This window comes from Roseobacter sp. EG26 (assembly GCF_049830555.1).
Classification (GTDB): domain Bacteria; phylum Pseudomonadota; class Alphaproteobacteria; order Rhodobacterales; family Rhodobacteraceae; genus Roseobacter.
Window position 1 is genome coordinate 237,004 of sequence record NZ_JBNBLH010000003.1, and the last position, 17,463, is coordinate 254,466.

The following is a 17,463-nucleotide window of genomic DNA, read 5'->3' on the forward strand; positions in this document are numbered from 1 at the left end:
TCATGCCCAAGGACGCAGCCTTTCGCGACATCCATAGTTTTGCCGCCGGCCAATGGGTTGCGCCGGGTGCCGGTGCGCGTCAGATCACCAGCGCGATTGACGGTGAGGTTATTGCCTGCGCGGGGAATGACGCGCTCGATGTGCAAAGCATGTTGGCATATGCGCGCGAACGTGGTGGTCCCGCGCTGCGCAAGCTGACGTTTCACGACCGTGCGCGCATGCTCAAGGCGCTGGCCCTGCACCTCAAAGAACATCGGCAAGCGCTTTATGATCTCAGCTTTGACACCGGGGCCATACAATCCGATCACTTGATCGACGTTGATGGTGGCATTGGCACGATGCTGGTTATTGCCTCCAAGGGCCGTCGCGAGATGCCCGATGGACATGCCTATCTGGACGGCCCAGTCGAACAACTGGGTCGGCACGGGCACTTCATGGGACGCCACATTGCAACGCCGCTGCAGGGTGCTGCTGTTCACATTAATGCCTTCAATTTTCCGGTCTGGGGTATGTTGGAAAAACTGGCACCAACGCTGCTCGCGGGTGTACCGGCAATCGTGAAACCGGCCACGGCCACATGTTATGTGACCGAAGCCTGCGTGCGCATCATGCTGGGCAGCGGATTGCTTCCCGAAGGTGCGCTGCAGCTTGTCACTGGTGGTCTGGGCAACATGCTCGACCATCTGGACTGTCAGGATGTGGTCAGCTTCACAGGGTCGGCGGAAACCGCTCTGAAGCTGCGCGCAAACCCGCTTCTGCTGGAACGCTCAACGCGGTTCATGGCCGAACAGGACAGTCTGAATGCCTCGGTGCTCGGGCCTGATGCAGATCCGGGCACACCCGAATTCGACCTTTTCGTAAAGGAAGTGCACCGGGAAATGACCGTGAAAGCAGGACAGAAGTGCACGGCGATCCGACGGATCATGGTGCCTCAGGCGTCCGTGGATGCGGTCATCGCAGCTGTCAAAGAACGCCTCTCGAAAATCCAAATCGGCGATCCGAGGCGAGAGACTACGCAGATGGGTGCGCTTGTCTCCATTGGGCAGAAAAGAGACGTACTGGAAAAAGCCGCCTTGATCGAAACAGAGGCCGAAAGGGTCTTTGGCGATCCCGACGCGTTCGCGTTGGACGGCGCTGACACCACCAAGGGCGCATTCCTGCCGCCGATGCTGTTTCACTGTCCGGAACCGGATACAGCACTGCGCGTGCATGACACCGAGGCATTTGGACCCGTAGCGACCATCATGGGATATCGCGATCTCGATCATGCGATTGCACTATTGAACCGCGGGCAAGGATCGCTTGTTGCTTCGATCATAACCAATAGCGGCGACGTTACCCGCGAAGTGGCGATGGGCTCTGCCGCCTTCCACGGACGGCTCTATTTCAACAACCGCACGTCGATGAAAGAAGCAACGGGTCACGGCGCGCCGTTGCCGCATATGGTCCACGGCGGTCCCGGTCGCGCCGGTGGCGGCGAGGAACTCGGCGGTGTGCGCGGGGTTTTGCACTACATGCAACGCACTGCAATTCAGGGCAGCCCTGACATTCTGACCGCAATTTCCAACCACTGGGTTCCCGGCGCGCAAGAGAAATCCGACAAACCACATCCATTTGCGCGCAGCTTCGCGAAAATTGATATCGGAGACACGCTGCATGCGGGGCCCCGGACGATCACACTCGACGATATCGAAACCTTTGCGCATTTCACCGGAGATACATTCTACGCGCACATGGACGACAAGGCCGCGGCGGCCAACCCCTTCTTTCCCGGTCGGGTCGCCCATGGTTACCTGCTGTTGAGCTTTGCGGCTGGTCTGTTCGTGCAACCCGATCCGGGACCCGTTTTGGCCAACACAGGCCTTGATAACCTGCGTTTCATGGCACCGGTGCAACCTGGCGATGCCATTTCTGTCCGACTGACGGTCAAAGCCAAGACCCCGCGCAATGAGGAATATGGTGAAGTACGCTGGCATGTAACGCTCACCAATCAGGAGGGGGCGGCAGTTGCAGAATATGAATTGCTGACGATGAATGCCTTCTGAGGGCCTTCGCGATCTCACGGCCAAACTGACGGAACTGGGGGGGCAACGCGTCTGGTCGCTGCTGATCAGCGTGTTTGGCGATCTTGCGCAGGAAGAAGACGCCGGTATCAATGGCCCGGTCCTCTCAGAAATAATGGCGGCGATGAATGTGCGCCCCGAAGCAACGCGGGTGGCGTTGCACAGATTGCGCAATGACGGCTGGATCACGTCGCAAAAGTCGGGACGCACCAGCCAGCATAGCCTGACCGACCACGGACGTCGCGAATCCCTCACGGCCGCCAAACGTATCTACGCGCACCCTGATGACATGCCGACCGATTGGCAACTCGTGATCATGGATGGCACGGATACCGATCAGCGCGGTCAGATGATGGCCAAAGGCTATACACCGCTTTTGCCGCGCGTGATGATCGGCGCTGCAGCTCTTGCGGTGCCGGGCGATGCTCTTTGTCTGCGCGGAGAGACAATTCCAAAATGGCTGCGCGTCCAGCTCACGCCCGACGGGCTCTGGCAAGACTATCGAGACCTTTACAGAATCCTGACGGAAACCGATCAGCTATTGCCGGATGGCACCGTGCTTACGCCTTTGCAGGTGGCGGTTTTACGCTGCCTGATCGTCCACAATTGGCGGCGACTGGTGCTTAAACACCCCGACTTGCCGACAGCTCTTTACACTGACGACTGGCGCGAGAATGACTGCCGCAAACTAGTCGGCACGCTCTTGCACCGGTTCCCGCGTCCAAAATTGACGGAGCTTTCTAATTAACCCGTGCTTCCACAAGGCAAAAAGGCAGGATATAGGGAGCGCATGACTCACACCGTTTACAAAAATGACCTGCCTGATGGACTTGATCTTGGCCCCATAGTTGCGATCGACTGCGAAACCATGGGGCTTAACCCGCACCGTGACCGGCTGTGTGTGGTGCAGCTATCGGGCGGCGATGGCAAGGCCCATCTGGTGCAGGTGGCGCAGGGCCAGACCGAGGCGCCCAACCTCTGTGCGCTGCTGGAAGACCCGAATGTGTTGAAGCTCTTTCACTTCGGTCGGTTCGACATCGCGGCACTGCTGAATACGTTCGGCGCGACGACTTCGCCGGTCTACTGCACCAAGATAGCTAGCCGCCTTGTGCGCACGTTCACGGATCGTCACGGCTTGGCGAAGCTACTACAAGAAATGCTCGACATCGACATTTCCAAACAGCAGCAATCCAGCGACTGGGGTGCAGATACGCTGACCGACGCGCAGGTCGATTATGCCGCGTCCGATGTGCTCTATCTGCACCAACTGCGCGAAGCCCTGAACAAAATGCTCGCGCGTGAAAACCGGATGGAGATCGCTCAGTCCTGTTTTGACTTTCTGCCAATGCGCGCACGGCTTGACCTTGAGGGCTGGCCCGACACGGACATCTTTGCACATTCATGAGCACGCCCTTTATCGATACAGCCCGGCGTGTGATCCGCGCAGAAGCCGACGCGCTCAAGACGCTGGCAGACGGGCTGGATGGTCGGTTTAGAAAGGCAATTGACCTGTTGCTCAACAGTAAGGGTCGCGTGATCGTCACCGGTATCGGTAAATCCGGCCACATCGCCCGGAAAATCGCGGCGACGCTGGCCAGTACCGGCACCCCGGCCCAATTCGTACACCCCGCGGAGGCCAGTCACGGCGACCTGGGAATGATCACCAATGCGGATGTCGTTCTGGCAATCTCCAACTCCGGTGAAGCGCCCGAACTTGCCAACCTGATCGCTTACGCGCGGCGTTTTGATATTCCACTCTTGGGGATCACCAGCGTCGAAGGCTCCAGCCTCGGGCGCGAATGCGATGTCGTGCTGCTGCTGCCACGGTTGGGGGAGGCCTGCGGTACGGGCGTCGTGCCATCTTCGTCCACAACCATGACCCTGGCTTTGGGCGATGCATTGGCCATTGCACTGATGGAGCATCGTTCCTTCACGCCCGAGAACTTCCGTGATTTTCACCCGGGCGGAAAATTGGGCGCGCAACTCAGCCGCGTCTCTGACCTGATGCACAGCGGCGATCAACTGCCGCTGGTGTCGCCAACAACGCCGATGTCCGAAGCGCTGATCGAAATCAGTCAAAAGGGGTTCGGGGTGGTCGGTGTTACCGGCAATGACGGCATCCTTGCAGGCATCATCACCGATGGCGATTTGCGACGGCACATGGATGGTCTTTTGTCGCTCACGGCTCAAGACGTCATGACCGCATCACCGGTCACAATTGAACCTGGGGCACTTGCAGAAAAAGCCGTTGCGATGATGCAGGGGCGTCAGATCACAAGCCTGTTCGTTGTCGACAATGAAGGGCCGCCAGTTCCTCGTGGTCTGATCCGCATTCACGATTGCCTGCGGGTCGGGTTGGGCTGAAGCGCCATGCAGGGAGATCGCTATTCACGCATGGTGGCATGGCTTAAAGTGGCGCTGCCGCTTGCCGCACTTGGATTACTGTCCACCTTGTTCTTGCTGGCCCGCGTAGTCGATCCCGCCAATTCGATTCCTTTCGCAGACACCGAAGTCCAGGACCGCCTGCTGAACCAGAAAGTTTCCGGACCCTACTACTCCGGCACCACCTCAAATGGCGATCAGATAGCCTTTATCGCCGAGACGGTCACGTCTCCGAATGGGGTCACCGGTGCCACACAGGCGAATGACGTTTTTGTCAAATTCGACCTGGCAAATGGGACGCGGTTGACGGTCACCTCTCTGAAAGGCGCTGTTGATGTTGCCAATGATACTTCCAATCTGACCGGGAATGTCGTGATCACCACCTCGCAGGGATACAGAATCACGACAGAGGCTCTTGTTGCCCGGATATCCTCGCTCAACGTCGTATCCCCCGATACGGTTTTGGCCACGACGCCCGGGGGCGAGCTGATCGCTGGCAGTATGGAACTGAAATCGCCCAAAGCAGATGCCCCCGCCCAATTGATTTTCACAAATGGCGTGAAGCTGTTATATCAACCCAAACAGGTGAAAGACTGACGCGTGAATTTGTTAAAAATACTGACCCTCCCCCTGTTCATCTTGCTCGCTTCTCAGGCGCTCTGGGCGCAGGGGACGCAGGTCGCATTTGGTGCCTTGCAGCAAGATACGAGCCTCCCTGTGGAAGTGACTGCCGAAAATCTGTCCGTCGATCAGGCGACCGGAGAGGCCGTCTTTACGGGAAATGTGGTTGTTGGTCAGGGGGAGATGCGCCTTTCGGCGAAGCGGGTATTGGTTGTTTACCGCGAGGAGACCGATGGTATCGAACGTATGGAGGCCACAGGTGATGTACTATTGGTTTCCGGCCCGGATGCCGCCGAATCGGAAAAAGCCAACTACAATATTGATGATGGTACCATTGTGATGACGGGTAACGTGCTTTTGACCCAGGGACCATCTGCGATCACAGCCGACCGAATGACCGTGCAGCTCGATAGCGGTACGGCACAGATGTCGGGGTCAGTCAAAACCATCCTGCGGACGGGCGACAACTGATGGCGCGTCCTGTGCTTACGGTTTCAGAAGGGTCCGCAGGTCTCCACGTCGAACATCTGCGCAAATCCTATCGAAAAAAGACCGTCATCCGTGACTTTTCGATGTATTTGGAGCGTGGCGAAGTCGTTGCGCTTCTTGGTCCCAACGGATCAGGAAAAACCACGACATTCTATGCCGTTGCGGGATTGGTCACGCCTGAAGGTGGCGTGGTGCGCATTGATGGGCAAGAGGTGACACATTTGCCGATGTATCGTCGTGCCCGGCTCGGGATTGGCTATCTGCCGCAGGAAATGAGCATCTTCAGAGGGCTGTCGGTTCAGGATAACATCAGCGCAATTCTGGACATCAGCGAGGCAGACCGCCACAAGCGTCGTGAAAGGCTGGAGGAACTGCTCAGCGAGTTCTCCATTGAACATCTCCGCCGCGCGCCGGCTCTGGCCCTGTCTGGTGGTGAACGGCGTCGGGTCGAGATCGCCCGTTGCCTCGCTGCAAGCCCAAAATACCTGTTGTTGGATGAACCTTTTGCGGGCGTTGACCCCATCTCCGTCGGGGATATCAGACATCTGGTCGCCGATCTGAAAAAACGCGGCATTGGTGTTTTGATCACCGATCACAACGTCCGAGAAACACTCGAAATCGTTGATCGCGCTTATATTCTGCACGAAGGCCGTGTGCTGATGTCGGGCTCCCCTGACGAAGTCGTACAAAACGAAAACGTGCGCCGGGTCTACCTCGGTGACAACTTCAAAATCTCCTGATGGTTGTAAGCGAGCGTTAACCATTTTTCTGCTTAGAAAGCCCGCTTTCGTTTGACTCCGGTACGGTTTTTCGGGCTCAATGACAGCATGGCACTTACCAGTTCCTGTCTGACCGCGCATTGGCCTGCTTGCCAGGGCCCGAAGGACAACAATCCAAAGGAATGCCATTTTCCGTGGTTCTCTGGCCTGACATCTGGCGCTCTGGCGTCATCGAACGGGCTGTTGGATCGACCATAATTAGGAGAGACTATGCGGTATCAAATCAGCGGCAAACAGATCGACATCGGTGAAGCACTTCAAACCCACGTAAAGGAAGAACTGGGCGAAGCTGTAAAGAAATATGCCGAGCGTCCAACTGAAGCGGTTGTTGTGTTTTCCAAATCGGCCCACGAGTTCGTCTGCGAGGCGACTGTACATCTGTCTACCGGCCTGACCGCACAGGCAAAGGCACATCAGACCGAAATCTATGCGGCTTTTGATTCGTGCTGCGACAAGATGGAAAAGCAGCTCCGTCGATACAAGCGTAGGTTGAAAGATCATCACAAAGATCGAGCTGAGCCTGTTGAAATCTACGGCGCGTCCTCCTATATCCTCGCATCAGATGCCGACTCAGAGTCGCAGGAACCAGAGACGCTGCAACCGATCATCGTCGCCGAAATTGAAACAAAGATACCCTCTTTGTCCGTCGGTGAGGCTGTGATGCAAATGGAGCTTGCTGGTGCCCCGATTTTGGTCTTTAGAAACGAAGGCAAAGAGGGCTTGAACGTCGTATACCGTCGTGATGACGGAAACATTGGCTGGATAGACCCGCAATAGGATGTCCGAGAGGCAAAGCCGCCTCCAGAAAAGTGCGAGCAGTATGGATTTTGATAAACTCCTCAAGCCTGAGGCGGTGAAGGTTTCGACCGCCGCCTCAAGCAAGAAACGGTTGATGCATGATCTCAGCGATCTTGCGGAAGAGGCCTATGGGCTAAGTGCTGGTGCGGTTCTTGATGCGCTTTTGGAGCGTGAAGCGCTTGGTCCGACCGGCGTCGGGCATGGTGTCGCCCTACCGCATGCACGTCTTAGTGGTCTGGAAGATGTCGTTGGGGCCTTTGTGCTTTTGGAGAAACCCATCGATTTCAATGCAGTTGACCGTCAACCTGTGGATATCGCCTTTGCGCTGTTTGCGCCGGAAGACGCTGGCGTAGAACATCTCAAGGCGCTGGCGCTGGTTTCCCGGACGCTGCGGGACCAGAATATCTGCAGCAAGCTGAGAGCAAATCCAAATCCCGCTACCTTGCACACGATCCTGACATCGACGGAATCCGAGCAGGCGGCGTAGATCTTTACGCCCAGCGCTCAAATCCGAACATCATATAGTCGCGCTGATAGGCCTGTGACACGGCACGCTCGACCTCTTCGTCATAAACATCCGCAAGCCGGAATGGCGCCTCATGCTGACGCCGTTCAAATCTTGGCGCATTGGTGTGCCCAGCGCGCATGGCAATCGCATCAAGATCGTCTTCCATAGCGCCATCTTCGCGGATCAGAACATCCGGCAAGGCGAATTGAGCAAAGCCCTGAACCACCTCTGACTGCGAGCACCATGCGGCATCGACCCTGATCGCCGTCTGCCCTGCCAGGTTTTTTCTCAGAAATTCGACAAAGCCGAGAAATGCTGCCTTGTGACGCTCCAGATCATAACCTCCTTCGTCGGGGGTTGCAGGAATATCCAACCCATATCGTTTGATCAATGTCCGCCGAACGGCGTCAAAAACTGGCGCTCCGTAGCCCAGAATATGGTCACAGAAAACACCGTGCGCACGCGCCACGGGGTGTCGAAGCACCGAAAAGCTGCGGTGCCCCTGGTGCCGTCGCTTCCACTGCCGCAACTCTTTTTGTGACATCCCAGTTATCAGGTCTTCGGGACGAACATTGTCCAGGTTGGCCATCCAATTGGTCACATCCGCACGCGGCCCTCCTTTGATCGGAAGATACAAGAGAGCTGTTTCCGCACAGGCCACATAGGTCGGAACGGCTGCGAGGCGTCGTGGCTCAAAGTTTGGCGCATGTGCAAGATCAAAGCAGTCCAGCTTTGCCAACGCCGCTTCCATCTCTACGAAATTGCTTACCTTGCACGAAACCGGCGCGGGATTCTGCACCTTCAAACTGGTATCGAGCTTTTCCAGATGGCCGGACGCTCCAAGAAATTTGATCAGGCCATTCACGACATCGATCGATTGCAAATCCTCATAGGTCAGAAAAAATGCACTCTGTCCGCTCGTCTGCAGACGGCTTTGCAACATGTTCTGGAAGCGCTGCAAATCATTGCGATAAATCTCAAACTCGTCAGCATCGAACTTGGCTTTGGCGTCTTTGCGCCTTTTGACATCCGTCAATTTCCACTGTCCGGTTGCCTGCGCAATCTTCCAGCTTACATAGCTATCAACCGGATTTCGGGTCAGAATGATTTTTGCGCATTCCCGGTTTTCCAGAATTAAATCCAGCACGCGCGGGTCGTGATCGTGGAAGTACCTAAAACCTGACAAACCCGCGCTGCTTGTATTGATCTTGTTCAGAAGTTTTGTGGGATTACCTTCGCGTTCATCCATCGTGATGCCCAAGAGCTCTTCGCGGTTGGGGTAGCCGATGAAATGCGGGTTAAAAGCCTCGCCATGACACGCAATGCCCTCAACGGCATTCAGATTTGCCTCCAGAAGGTTCGATCCAGTACGCATCTCTGCAAAGATGACAAAAGACGCAAAGGGCGCAGCCATGACCTAACGCACCAGATAGGGTTTACTTGGCCTGTCCTGAGCGCCCGTCGTGCCCATGGTGTCAACGGGGAAATCGCCCATTAGGTAGGGGTGCATACCCTGGTTCTTCAGATTCTGAAGGAACTGACCAAAGCCTTTCAAATCCACCATACGCGGAACTTCCGACAATCGGCGCGGGGTCGTAGGGCCGATCTCGTCCAGTATTCCCTGCAAGGGCTCCATCGGTGCTTCGATGAATTCGGCCATTGTCCAAATTCGAACCCTTGCTTTCACCCAAGTTGAGCGAAGGACATCAAGATGTTCACTTTCGGTTTTTTGCAAATGAGCTGCCAACCTGCGCAAATCGACAAAATTCGCGTTTGTACGAAAGAGCGGCACCGCCCAGGCACCGCTGATGACCGAAATCTGGGCGTTCGGATCCTTTGCAACGCGCCAATTGATCGCCTGATTGTCACCGGGTCCGAACTGAAAGCACTGACGCTCCCCTCGGGTGTTCCATATCAGATTGGTCAGGAAGGCGTGAGGATTGTAGTCGCGCAAGGTCGCGCTGCTGCTGAGCGCACCATTCATGGCGGTATGGCCATCAGCGAAATGAGCGCCGTCAGGCGCAAAGAGATGGCCGTGCACCCGGGCACCCGTTGATTTGGCCAACCAAGGTTCAAAGTTCTCAAAGAGTTCAGCAAACCCCTGAAACATGGAATAAGGTGCTGCGGTCACACCGTTCTCCCAATCCTCACGCGGGTGCCGGCTCTGCATGTAAAGACCTGCACGACCACGCGTACGGCGTTCAACCGCCTTGGCGAAAATTCTGTCAATCTTGCCGGGGTTTGGCTCGGTCTTTTTCATTGCCCCTTCCGCATCGGTAAGGAACGCATCGTAAAGACGGTTGGCGTGGGGCCAGATTTTCCGAGCAACAAAGCAGTCGGAGCGCCGCAACAGCTGCAAGTGATCGTCGTAGAAGATGTGCGGCTTGCCCTGATAGTCGAATTTCGAAAGGGTCAGGGAACGGCTTTCAATGTTGATTGCATACTGCCGGGCCAAGGTTTGGAAATAACTTTCGTCCGGAATCCAGACCCGGCGAAAGTAGCGGTCATATTCATCTCGCGCGGGGTCTTGCAAAATGGCAGAAAGTGTCTGTCGGGTGAGGCACCACCATTGCGACCCCATATGAGGCACCAACCCGCCTGGTACTTTGCGTTTGACCCTCAGTGCGCGCTGCAGGGCCACATATCGATCGAACAGGTATCGCCGCCGCTTCCATGGGAAGGGGAAACGTAATGTGAACCGTTCCGCATCAAGGCCGCCCATGGTCCACGGCACGTCAGCAGTCGTGGCGCTTTCGATAAAATCAGTCTGCGGACGTTCCTCAAGATAGTCGATCAGCTCGTCCACGGGGCGCAGTGGCAAACAGGACCCCGAGGCCAGATAGACATGGCGCACATGAGGAAAATCGGACAACATCCGCTCTGATGCGGTTTGGGTTGCCGCCACAATGCCCCACGTCCCCCATTCGCATCGGTAGCGCGCCGTAAACGTGATGTCGGGCAAATCGGCAAGTTCTGCCACGAAGGCATCATAAGTCTTGCGCGGCACACTCTTGTCCACATGGATCGCAACGGGGCACCCCGCAGCCGACCAATGGCGCACCACCTGCCGGGCCCGGTCCAGCGCCGTATGCACCAGAATGACAATGCCAACGCTCATGCCCAATTTCCCTTGGACATCAAACCCAGTATTTCAAGCTGCCGCCAATTTATGTATTTTTCTGACCACTTGCACCAAAGCTGCGGATCTTCAGACAGATGATCCGCGTAGGCTCGATACTCGTAAGACTCCGCATAATGCTGCTGGCGTTTGATTTCCTCGGTAGCCTTATCGGCGAACGTATCAAGGAACTTGGCATGAAGAAGAACGCCAGAGGCCTTTTCGCCACCCCACTCGTCATAAACGAGGTTCAACCCGCGTGGCAGCAGCATGTGTGTCGAATTCACGTAAGTATACCGCTTGTCCCATTTGACCAACGGCACCTTGTTCAGTGCAGGTGCACGTTCGGGTTCTTCGGGAAAAAAGACACGGCTGCGCGGGCCCCCTTGTATCCACAGGTTGCCGTAGAGGTGATTGCGAGAGATCGTGTAGTTCCCGCTGTCGAACCAGCAGGCGATGTCGATCGGATTTTGCCCGGGCAGATAGGGTTGTTCTTCCAGACGCCCTTTGGGATACATATCCAGCAACATGGCCGAAAATGCCCGGATCGAGCAGCTGTCAAGCCAGTCTGTGAGAGCCCGCAAAGGGCGCGTATCGCAAAACGGGTAGAGCAGGAATTCATCAGGATCGACGACGACACACCAATGACCGTCAGCGTATTTGCCCTGCAAATAGTTCAGCCAGTCGACACCAAACCGTGCGCGCTTGTAACTGCCCCTGGTCTGCCACAAGGATACATCCGGCTGATCCACAAGATAGTCTGCCGTGCCGTCGGTGCTGTCATTGTCGACGATAAAGAAATGGGTCACACCCATTTCACGGTAGTACTCCAGAAAATAAGGCAGTCTTACCTTCTCGTTTCTCTGGGTTGAGAAAAGCAGGATGTCACCATCCCGGATTTGCGAGGTTCGATCCACAACACGACGTAATTCGAAGCTCTTTCGCTGGGCGCGCAAACGCAGCCGCTTTCGCGCCAAACGCATCCGGTAGGATCCCAGAACACTCAAACCTCAGCCCTTCTTCACCGCCTCTACCGTAGATTTCTGGGGAAACGTCCCGGTCTCGCCCACGGTCGATCTTGTATCGCTTATGTTAATTCGCGACTTATTGATATTTTATTGCTTAAAATGCGTTTTTTCGCAATGTTTTAAAGCGTTCTGGTCAATTCGAGCATTTGGGGCGGGATCACCACTGGCCTCTTGCCATCAAGCCGAGCTCGACAAGCTGCTCCCAACCGGAATAAGGCGTCGAATTCACGTCCCATAAATCAGGATTTTCGATCAGGGACTGATAATAGGCATCATAGAGCGTTGAGTTTGAAAAATGCTGCTTGCGGTTCTGCTCAGCGCGGGCGCGATCTGCGACGCCCGGCAGAAACTTAGTGTGCAGCAAGACACCTGTTACCTTCTCTTTCCCCGGCTCATCGTAGGTGCGGTTCAACTGCGGTGGCAGCGCGTTGTGAGTGGAATTGACAAAGGTGTAGCGACGGCTCCATTTCACCAGTGGAATCTTGTTGAGCGTCGGAGCCCGCCGGGGGTCTTTGGCAAAAAAGCACCGTGCGCGCGGCCCTCCCTGAAGCCACAGGTTCCCCATTCTGGACTGGCGCTGCGCCCAATATCCGTATGCGTCAAACCATTTCAGCACTTCGCAAGGATTTTGATTTCGCTTGTAAGACTGCTTATCGGTGGGCCCTTTTGCATAGAGGTCGAGCATCATCGCGCCCATCGCACGTTGGCCGCGTTGATCCAGCCAGGCGGTCAGTTCAGGCAGTTTTCGTGTTTCATGATCGGGATAAATCAGTAATTCGTCGGCATCGACAGTGATCGTCCAGTGCCCGTGCCCGTATCGGATCAGCAACCAGGTCAACCAATCCATGCCGAAGCGAGCATTCTTGTACCCCGCATTCGTATGCCAAAGCGATACGTCAGGAGCGGCCGCCAATAGCGCCGCCGTGTCATCCGTACTGTCGTTATCCACGATCAGGAAATGAGACACACCCAATTCTCTGTAGTGTTCCAAAAAATACGGCAACCGCATTGCTTCGTTCCGAACGGTTGCAAAAAGCAGGATTTGCGCCGGGTCAATCCGGGCGGTTTTGTCTGATGTCAATTTGAGAGCGTGGCGGCTGCGAAACCCGCGCCATAACAGGCGTTTACGTTTGAGTCTGAGTTTGTATCTGGTCCAGGGACCCGGGCCCGGCATCTAACGTCCTTTCTCCTCCTCGTTGGAAGAGTGAAGGTTGGAGATATCTTCTAACTGGCACATTGAGCGAGGTGATACCAGTATAGGTATCACGTACCCAAAAAAATGGACCGCACAAGGGCTAGCCCATGACGATCATCCATATCCCGACGGCACTGAAAGCGGGCTCACTCAGCCGCTTTTCCCATGTTTACAACATCATGCAGGTAGGCAGACAAGTCAGCTCGCAGTTCTTCGCGCTCAAGTCCGAAGGCCACGGTCGCTTGCAAAAACCCCGATTTCGACCCGCAGTCAAAACGCTGACCACGAAAACGGTAGCCGTAGACACCATTGCCGCTACCGATCTCTGCCGCAATCGCATCGGTCAGTTGAATTTCACCGCCTGCTCCCGATTTGATTTTGTTTAAATTCGTCAGAACCGATGGTGACAAGATATAGCGGCCAATCACGGCGAGATTGGAAGGTGCATCTTCCGCCTTTGGCTTCTCAACCATGCCCTTGACCCGAACCATTGAGCCCATGTCTTCGGATACAGCCAACATGCCGTAAGAAGACGCTTTCTCAGGCGCAACTTCCATCGCGGCAACCATATTGCCGCCTGTTTCCGAATAGGCTTCGACCATTTGTTGCAAACAAGGTTTATCCGCCGCGATCACATCGTCCGGCAGGATCACGGCAAAGGGTTCATCCGCGATGAGCCTGCGCGCGCACCAGACAGCGTGGCCAAGACCAAGTGCCTTGTGCTGGCGAATATAGGCGATTGCGCCGCTTTCCATATTCGTGCTGCACAGCGTTTCGAGAAGCTCGGTCTTGCCTTTCTTGCGCAATTCCTGCTCGAGCTGTGGCGCGTGATCAAAGTAGTCCTCAAGCGCGCCCTTGCCGCGCGAGGTCACAAAGATGAATTCCTTGATGCCAGCCGCCCGCGCTTCGTCGATCGCATATTGAATCAGCGGTCGGTCAACCAGCGTCATGATTTCTTTCGGGACGGATTTTGTTGCGGGCAAAAAACGCGTCCCCATTCCGGCGACAGGAAAAATCGCTTTTGTCACTTTACGTTTCATCAATGGCCCTCACACTTGATAATCGCACTCTACTAACCTGCAACTACGATCAAATTGCGTCAAAAACACGACTTCTGTTGCAATTAAAGCAGATGCCAAACACAAATCGAACCTTGCGAAGAAACATGGCGGGGTCCCGCCGATTATGCTCGTAGTTGAGGTCATTAACCCGATCTCTATGCAACTTTGTGGCACAATTTGCCAGCTTTTTCAGCACAACCACACCTGACACTTCCTGCCTATGGCAAGCCCATTTGCGCCATCATGCTTTCAATCTTGGGCACATCCTGCGGATTATTGAGCTCCCAGAACTGACGCCCCCTGGCATGCACTTCAACGCAAAGCACCGCGCGCCCGTTCTCCATGAAACGAAGCTGCTCAAGACCTTCAAGGCGTTCAAGCGGTCCGACGGGCCAGCTTGGGTAGGCGGCCAGTGCAAGCGGACGGTAAGCGTAGACGCCCACGTGATGAAAAACCGGCGTTTCTTCCTGATCGTCATATTCCCGTGTCGTGAAGGGGATCACTTCTTTTGAGAAGTACATCGCCTGATTGTTCGCGTCGAAGACGGCAGTGGTTCCTCCAACCCGCCCGGCCTTTCTATCGTTCAGAAACCCCGAAAGTGTCTCACCATCACACCGCAGCACAGGAGTGGCAATTTCGGCCTTTGGCGCCTTTTGCAATCCGGTGATCAAATCCTCAATGAACCAGTGTGGAGTCAACGGCGCGTCGCCTTGCAGGTTGACAACGATGTCGAAACCGCCACCCAAAATATCATGCGCCTCTGCACAGCGCTCTGTTCCATTGGCACAGTCAGAAGACGTCATGACGACCTCTGCACCGAATGCTTCACAGGCCGATCTGATCCGATCATCATCCGTCGCCACGATGACGCGGTCGACGCCATCCACTTCGCGAGCCGCACGCCAACTGCGTTCGATCAAACTGAGTGACTGGCCGGTCGCGCCTTTCAGTTCTGCCAAGGGTTTGCCGGGGTACCGGCTGGACGCATATCTTGCGGGAATGGCGATCAGAACTGACATCAAGTTGCTTTCAAAGTGACGGAAGGAGCATAGGCGATAAAGAACGGGTTGGCGTAGCCCTTCTTGCCATAGGCAAGCGGCTCGAGATCGTCAAATCGCACAACTGCGCCGCCAGCGCCTGACAGAACAGCATGTCCTGCTGCCGTATCCCATTCCATGGTGCGGCCAAGTCTGGGATAGAGGTCAGCCTCCCCGGTCGCTACCAGACAGAACTTCAACGACGATCCGGCACTCTTCATGTCAGCGACCGAATAGCTGGATATGTAATCATCGGTGGCCTGATCGCGGTGGGACTTTGAGGCCACAACCATCAGGGCCGAATTGTCCGCATCAGAGACTGATATCGGCATCAAGGACCCCATTGAATTCAAATCAAACGGGCCACTTTCTTCGAGTGATTGCCCGCTGGCATCGGTATAGAACATACGACCCTTTGCAGGCGCGTAGACAATACCCCGCGTCGGCACACCGTTCTCCACAAGAGCAATGTTCACGGTGAAATCACCTCTGCGGTGAATAAACTCTTTGGTGCCGTCCAATGGATCAACGATCAGGAAGGTATCTCCGGTCGTGTCATGCGTGGCTGATTGCTCTTCGGTGACCAGCATAACATCAGGAAAGGCATCTCGCAGACCCGCCGAAATCAGGACATCGGCAGCCTCATCCGCTGCGGTAACCGGGCTATTGTCTGATTTCAGGTTTACGTCGAAGTCGTCCGCCTCATAGATCTCCATGATTTTCGCGCCCGCTTGCAGCGAGAGTCTGCGCATGACGTTAACTAACTTCCCGTAATCCATACCAAAAATACCCCATTTCACGGTCATTGATGTTCGAAACGATGCCCCTTATGCTCCGGCTCTAACGGAACAGCAAGAATTCCATGCGACATTGTCGCTCACCAAAAGGCAAGAGAAGCATGTTTCAGGCTGTTGACCGAAATGAAAGCGGCTTAGGCTCCGCGCTGAGGCTGATGGAGCTGGTCTACCACTCCATCGTCCGATCTGTGCGCAAAACCCACAATAATGCTTTCTGGGCGATCGGGATCAACCTGTTGCAAATGGTCATCATGGTGCTGGCCTTCTATTTCATGTTCACCATTTTGGGTCTGCGAGGATCTGCCATTCGTGGCGACTTCCTGCTCTATATCATGTCAGGCATATTTCTGTTCATGACGCACACCAAATCAATGGGCGCGGTCGTCGCGTCAGAGGGCCCCGCCAGCCCAATGATGCAACACGCGCCGATGAACACCATTATCGCCATCGCATCTGCGGCACTCGGTGCGCTCTATATTCAGGTCCTGTCGCTGATGCTGATCCTGTTTTGTTACCATGTCGCCTTCACGCCATTGATTATTGACCAGCCTATCGCGGCGTTTGGAATGCTCTTGATTGCCTGGTTTACAGGCGTCGCCCTTGGCCTGGTCCTTCTGGCCTTGAAGCCATGGTTTCCTCAGGTGGTCTCTGTCTTCAGCACTGTCTATCAGCGGGCGAACATGATTGCCTCTGGCAAAATGTTTGTGGCCAACAGCCTGCCAAGTTTCATGCTGTCGCTCTTTGATTGGAACCCGCTTTTTCACGCAATTGATCAGGCGCGTGGATTTGCATTCATCAACTACAACCCGCGATACTCTGACTGGCACTATGCCATGTGGGTGGGTGTAGTGCTTGTCATGATCGGCCTCATGGGCGAATTCTACACCCGCCGCCACGCGTCTCTCAGTTGGAGCGCGCGTCGCTGAGCCCCCGCTGCCCGCAAAAGATACCGATCAAAACATCCCCCCAACCCGCGCTTGCAAAGTTGGAATAATCTCTTCGTCAAACCACGGGTTTTGTTTGAGCCATCTGTTGTTTCTGGGGCTCGGGTGGGGAAGAATGAGTTGGTTCGGCCATACGCCCTGCCAGTTTTGCACCGCCTTTGTGACGGTCTGCCCGCTATAGTCGGGCAGATGCCAGTCAATCGCATAGCGGCCAATGATGAGGGTCAGCTCAATAGATGAAAGCGTTTCGAGAATGCGGTTGCGCCAGGCAGGCGCGCATTCAGCCCGTGGCGGCAGATCACCCCCCTTGCCAGTCCCCGGAAAACAAAAACCCATCGGCACGATCGCGATCTTTTCCGCGTCGTAAAACACGTCACGGGTAACACCCAGCCACGCTCTGAGACGGTCGCCTGATGGATCATCAAAGGGAATGCCCTTGTGGTGGGTAATACGGCCCGGTGCCTGACCGACAATCAAAAGTTTCGAGGTATTGCTGAACTGGACAATCGGACGTGGACCCAACGGCAGGTCCTTGCAGCGAGAACACGCTCGAATTTCTGCCAGCAGATTGTCTTGGCTTTCAATCGGCATCTGAATCTCCTCACCCGAAAAGGGCTGCAACACGCGTCGCAACCCTTAGCTT

18 protein-coding genes are annotated in these 17,463 nt (G+C 55.4%); 10 read left to right on the top strand and 8 right to left on the bottom strand.

Annotated elements, in window-relative coordinates; translation table 11 throughout:
• Nucleotides 1-2: 2 nt before the first annotated feature.
• The 9 genes from paaZ to ACOTTU_RS09075 all read left to right on the top strand — a co-directional run bounded on the left by paaZ (nucleotide 3) and on the right by ACOTTU_RS09075 (nucleotide 7,619).
• On the top strand, nucleotides 3-2,045 hold the full coding sequence (paaZ, locus tag ACOTTU_RS09035) for a phenylacetic acid degradation bifunctional protein PaaZ (RefSeq protein ID WP_425657477.1): 2,043 nt from the start codon (nucleotides 3-5) through the stop codon (nucleotides 2,043-2,045).
• The gene (locus ACOTTU_RS09040) at nucleotides 2,035-2,811 is read left to right on the top strand and encodes a PaaX family transcriptional regulator C-terminal domain-containing protein (RefSeq protein ID WP_425657479.1); all 777 of its coding nucleotides are present in this window, start codon (nucleotides 2,035-2,037) and stop codon (nucleotides 2,809-2,811) included. The genes paaZ and ACOTTU_RS09040 overlap by 11 nt, the downstream gene beginning before the upstream one ends.
• A gap of 42 nt (nucleotides 2,812-2,853) precedes the next feature.
• Entirely contained in the window at nucleotides 2,854-3,468 is a 615-nt protein-coding gene (locus ACOTTU_RS09045; protein WP_425657481.1) for a ribonuclease D, read from the top strand.
• Nucleotides 3,465-4,427 (top strand): KpsF/GutQ family sugar-phosphate isomerase, encoded by a 963-nt coding sequence (locus ACOTTU_RS09050; protein WP_425657483.1) that lies wholly within the window; start codon nucleotides 3,465-3,467, stop codon nucleotides 4,425-4,427. The genes ACOTTU_RS09045 and ACOTTU_RS09050 overlap by 4 nt, the downstream gene beginning before the upstream one ends.
• A gap of 30 nt (nucleotides 4,428-4,457) precedes the next feature.
• Complete coding sequence (gene lptC / locus ACOTTU_RS09055; RefSeq protein ID WP_425657485.1) at nucleotides 4,458-5,042, top strand: LPS export ABC transporter periplasmic protein LptC; 585 nt, start codon at nucleotides 4,458-4,460, stop codon at nucleotides 5,040-5,042.
• 9 nt (nucleotides 5,043-5,051) lie between these two features.
• Nucleotides 5,052-5,537: an LptA/OstA family protein gene (locus tag ACOTTU_RS09060; RefSeq protein WP_425657762.1), complete on the top strand. Its 486-nt coding sequence runs from the start codon at nucleotides 5,052-5,054 to the stop codon at nucleotides 5,535-5,537.
• Nucleotides 5,537-6,295 (top strand): LPS export ABC transporter ATP-binding protein, encoded by a 759-nt coding sequence (lptB, locus tag ACOTTU_RS09065; protein ID WP_298915971.1) that lies wholly within the window; start codon nucleotides 5,537-5,539, stop codon nucleotides 6,293-6,295. Before ACOTTU_RS09060 ends, lptB begins: the two co-directional genes overlap by 1 nt.
• A 249-nt stretch (nucleotides 6,296-6,544) precedes the next feature.
• Nucleotides 6,545-7,111 carry a ribosome hibernation-promoting factor, HPF/YfiA family gene (gene hpf, locus ACOTTU_RS09070; protein WP_425657487.1) on the top strand — a complete coding sequence of 189 codons (567 nt, stop codon included), beginning with the start codon at nucleotides 6,545-6,547 and terminating at the stop codon, nucleotides 7,109-7,111.
• A gap of 43 nt (nucleotides 7,112-7,154) precedes the next feature.
• Nucleotides 7,155-7,619, top strand: a complete 465-nt coding sequence (locus tag ACOTTU_RS09075; protein WP_298915977.1) for a PTS sugar transporter subunit IIA — start codon at nucleotides 7,155-7,157, stop codon at nucleotides 7,617-7,619.
• A 4-nt stretch (nucleotides 7,620-7,623) separates the two neighbouring features.
• On the opposite strand, the gene ACOTTU_RS09080 is transcribed toward ACOTTU_RS09075, so the two are convergent.
• From ACOTTU_RS09080 to cysQ, 7 genes are all read right to left on the bottom strand, one after another.
• Nucleotides 7,624-9,054, bottom strand: a complete 1,431-nt coding sequence (locus ACOTTU_RS09080; protein WP_425657489.1) for a sulfotransferase family 2 domain-containing protein — start codon at nucleotides 9,052-9,054, stop codon at nucleotides 7,624-7,626.
• 3 nt (nucleotides 9,055-9,057) lie between these two features.
• The gene (locus ACOTTU_RS09085; RefSeq protein WP_425657490.1) at nucleotides 9,058-10,758 is read right to left on the bottom strand and encodes a beta-1,6-N-acetylglucosaminyltransferase; all 1,701 of its coding nucleotides are present in this window, start codon (nucleotides 10,756-10,758) and stop codon (nucleotides 9,058-9,060) included.
• Nucleotides 10,755-11,741 (bottom strand): glycosyltransferase family 2 protein, encoded by a 987-nt coding sequence (locus tag ACOTTU_RS09090; RefSeq protein WP_425657492.1) that lies wholly within the window; start codon nucleotides 11,739-11,741, stop codon nucleotides 10,755-10,757. Before ACOTTU_RS09090 ends, ACOTTU_RS09085 begins: the two co-directional genes overlap by 4 nt.
• A 202-nt stretch (nucleotides 11,742-11,943) precedes the next feature.
• Nucleotides 11,944-12,960 (bottom strand): glycosyltransferase family 2 protein, encoded by a 1,017-nt coding sequence (locus ACOTTU_RS09095; RefSeq protein WP_425657494.1) that lies wholly within the window; start codon nucleotides 12,958-12,960, stop codon nucleotides 11,944-11,946.
• A 167-nt stretch (nucleotides 12,961-13,127) separates the two neighbouring features.
• Nucleotides 13,128-14,021 carry a UTP--glucose-1-phosphate uridylyltransferase GalU gene (gene galU, locus ACOTTU_RS09100; RefSeq protein WP_298915992.1) on the bottom strand — a complete coding sequence of 298 codons (894 nt, stop codon included), beginning with the start codon at nucleotides 14,019-14,021 and terminating at the stop codon, nucleotides 13,128-13,130.
• A gap of 239 nt (nucleotides 14,022-14,260) precedes the next feature.
• Nucleotides 14,261-15,061 (bottom strand): 3-deoxy-manno-octulosonate cytidylyltransferase, encoded by an 801-nt coding sequence (locus tag ACOTTU_RS09105; protein WP_425657497.1) that lies wholly within the window; start codon nucleotides 15,059-15,061, stop codon nucleotides 14,261-14,263.
• Nucleotides 15,061-15,858, bottom strand: a complete 798-nt coding sequence (cysQ, locus tag ACOTTU_RS09110; protein WP_425657764.1) for a 3'(2'),5'-bisphosphate nucleotidase CysQ — start codon at nucleotides 15,856-15,858, stop codon at nucleotides 15,061-15,063. Before cysQ ends, ACOTTU_RS09105 begins: the two co-directional genes overlap by 1 nt.
• A gap of 119 nt (nucleotides 15,859-15,977) precedes the next feature.
• On the opposite strand from cysQ, the gene ACOTTU_RS09115 reads away from it, so the two are divergent.
• A complete protein-coding gene (locus ACOTTU_RS09115; RefSeq protein ID WP_298915998.1) occupies nucleotides 15,978-16,802 on the top strand; it encodes an ABC transporter permease in 825 nt (274 codons plus the stop codon).
• A gap of 27 nt (nucleotides 16,803-16,829) precedes the next feature.
• On the opposite strand, the gene ACOTTU_RS09120 is transcribed toward ACOTTU_RS09115, so the two are convergent.
• Complete coding sequence (locus ACOTTU_RS09120; RefSeq protein ID WP_425657499.1) at nucleotides 16,830-17,411, bottom strand: uracil-DNA glycosylase family protein; 582 nt, start codon at nucleotides 17,409-17,411, stop codon at nucleotides 16,830-16,832.
• Nucleotides 17,412-17,463: the final 52 nt, after the last annotated feature.

Coding starts and splice junctions, on each gene's coding strand:
- ACOTTU_RS09115 (WP_298915998.1), top strand. CDS start 15,978: ATGTTTCAGGCTGTTGACCGAAATGAAAGCGGCTTAGGCTCCGCGCTG.
- ACOTTU_RS09045 (WP_425657481.1), top strand. CDS start 2,854: ATGACTCACACCGTTTACAAAAATGACCTGCCTGATGGACTTGATCTT.
- ACOTTU_RS09085 (WP_425657490.1), bottom strand. CDS start 10,758: ATGAGCGTTGGCATTGTCATTCTGGTGCATACGGCGCTGGACCGGGCC.
- lptC (WP_425657485.1), top strand. CDS start 4,458: ATGGTGGCATGGCTTAAAGTGGCGCTGCCGCTTGCCGCACTTGGATTA.
- ACOTTU_RS09090 (WP_425657492.1), bottom strand. CDS start 11,741: ATGCGTTTGGCGCGAAAGCGGCTGCGTTTGCGCGCCCAGCGAAAGAGC.
- ACOTTU_RS09105 (WP_425657497.1), bottom strand. CDS start 15,061: ATGTCAGTTCTGATCGCCATTCCCGCAAGATATGCGTCCAGCCGGTAC.
- paaZ (WP_425657477.1), top strand. CDS start 3: ATGCCCAAGGACGCAGCCTTTCGCGACATCCATAGTTTTGCCGCCGGC.
- ACOTTU_RS09120 (WP_425657499.1), bottom strand. CDS start 17,411: ATGCCGATTGAAAGCCAAGACAATCTGCTGGCAGAAATTCGAGCGTGT.
- galU (WP_298915992.1), bottom strand. CDS start 14,021: ATGAAACGTAAAGTGACAAAAGCGATTTTTCCTGTCGCCGGAATGGGG.
- ACOTTU_RS09040 (WP_425657479.1), top strand. CDS start 2,035: ATGCCTTCTGAGGGCCTTCGCGATCTCACGGCCAAACTGACGGAACTG.
- ACOTTU_RS09080 (WP_425657489.1), bottom strand. CDS start 9,054: ATGGCTGCGCCCTTTGCGTCTTTTGTCATCTTTGCAGAGATGCGTACT.
- ACOTTU_RS09050 (WP_425657483.1), top strand. CDS start 3,465: ATGAGCACGCCCTTTATCGATACAGCCCGGCGTGTGATCCGCGCAGAA.
- lptB (WP_298915971.1), top strand. CDS start 5,537: ATGGCGCGTCCTGTGCTTACGGTTTCAGAAGGGTCCGCAGGTCTCCAC.
- hpf (WP_425657487.1), top strand. CDS start 6,545: ATGCGGTATCAAATCAGCGGCAAACAGATCGACATCGGTGAAGCACTT.
- cysQ (WP_425657764.1), bottom strand. CDS start 15,858: ATGGATTACGGGAAGTTAGTTAACGTCATGCGCAGACTCTCGCTGCAA.
- ACOTTU_RS09075 (WP_298915977.1), top strand. CDS start 7,155: ATGGATTTTGATAAACTCCTCAAGCCTGAGGCGGTGAAGGTTTCGACC.
- ACOTTU_RS09095 (WP_425657494.1), bottom strand. CDS start 12,960: ATGCCGGGCCCGGGTCCCTGGACCAGATACAAACTCAGACTCAAACGT.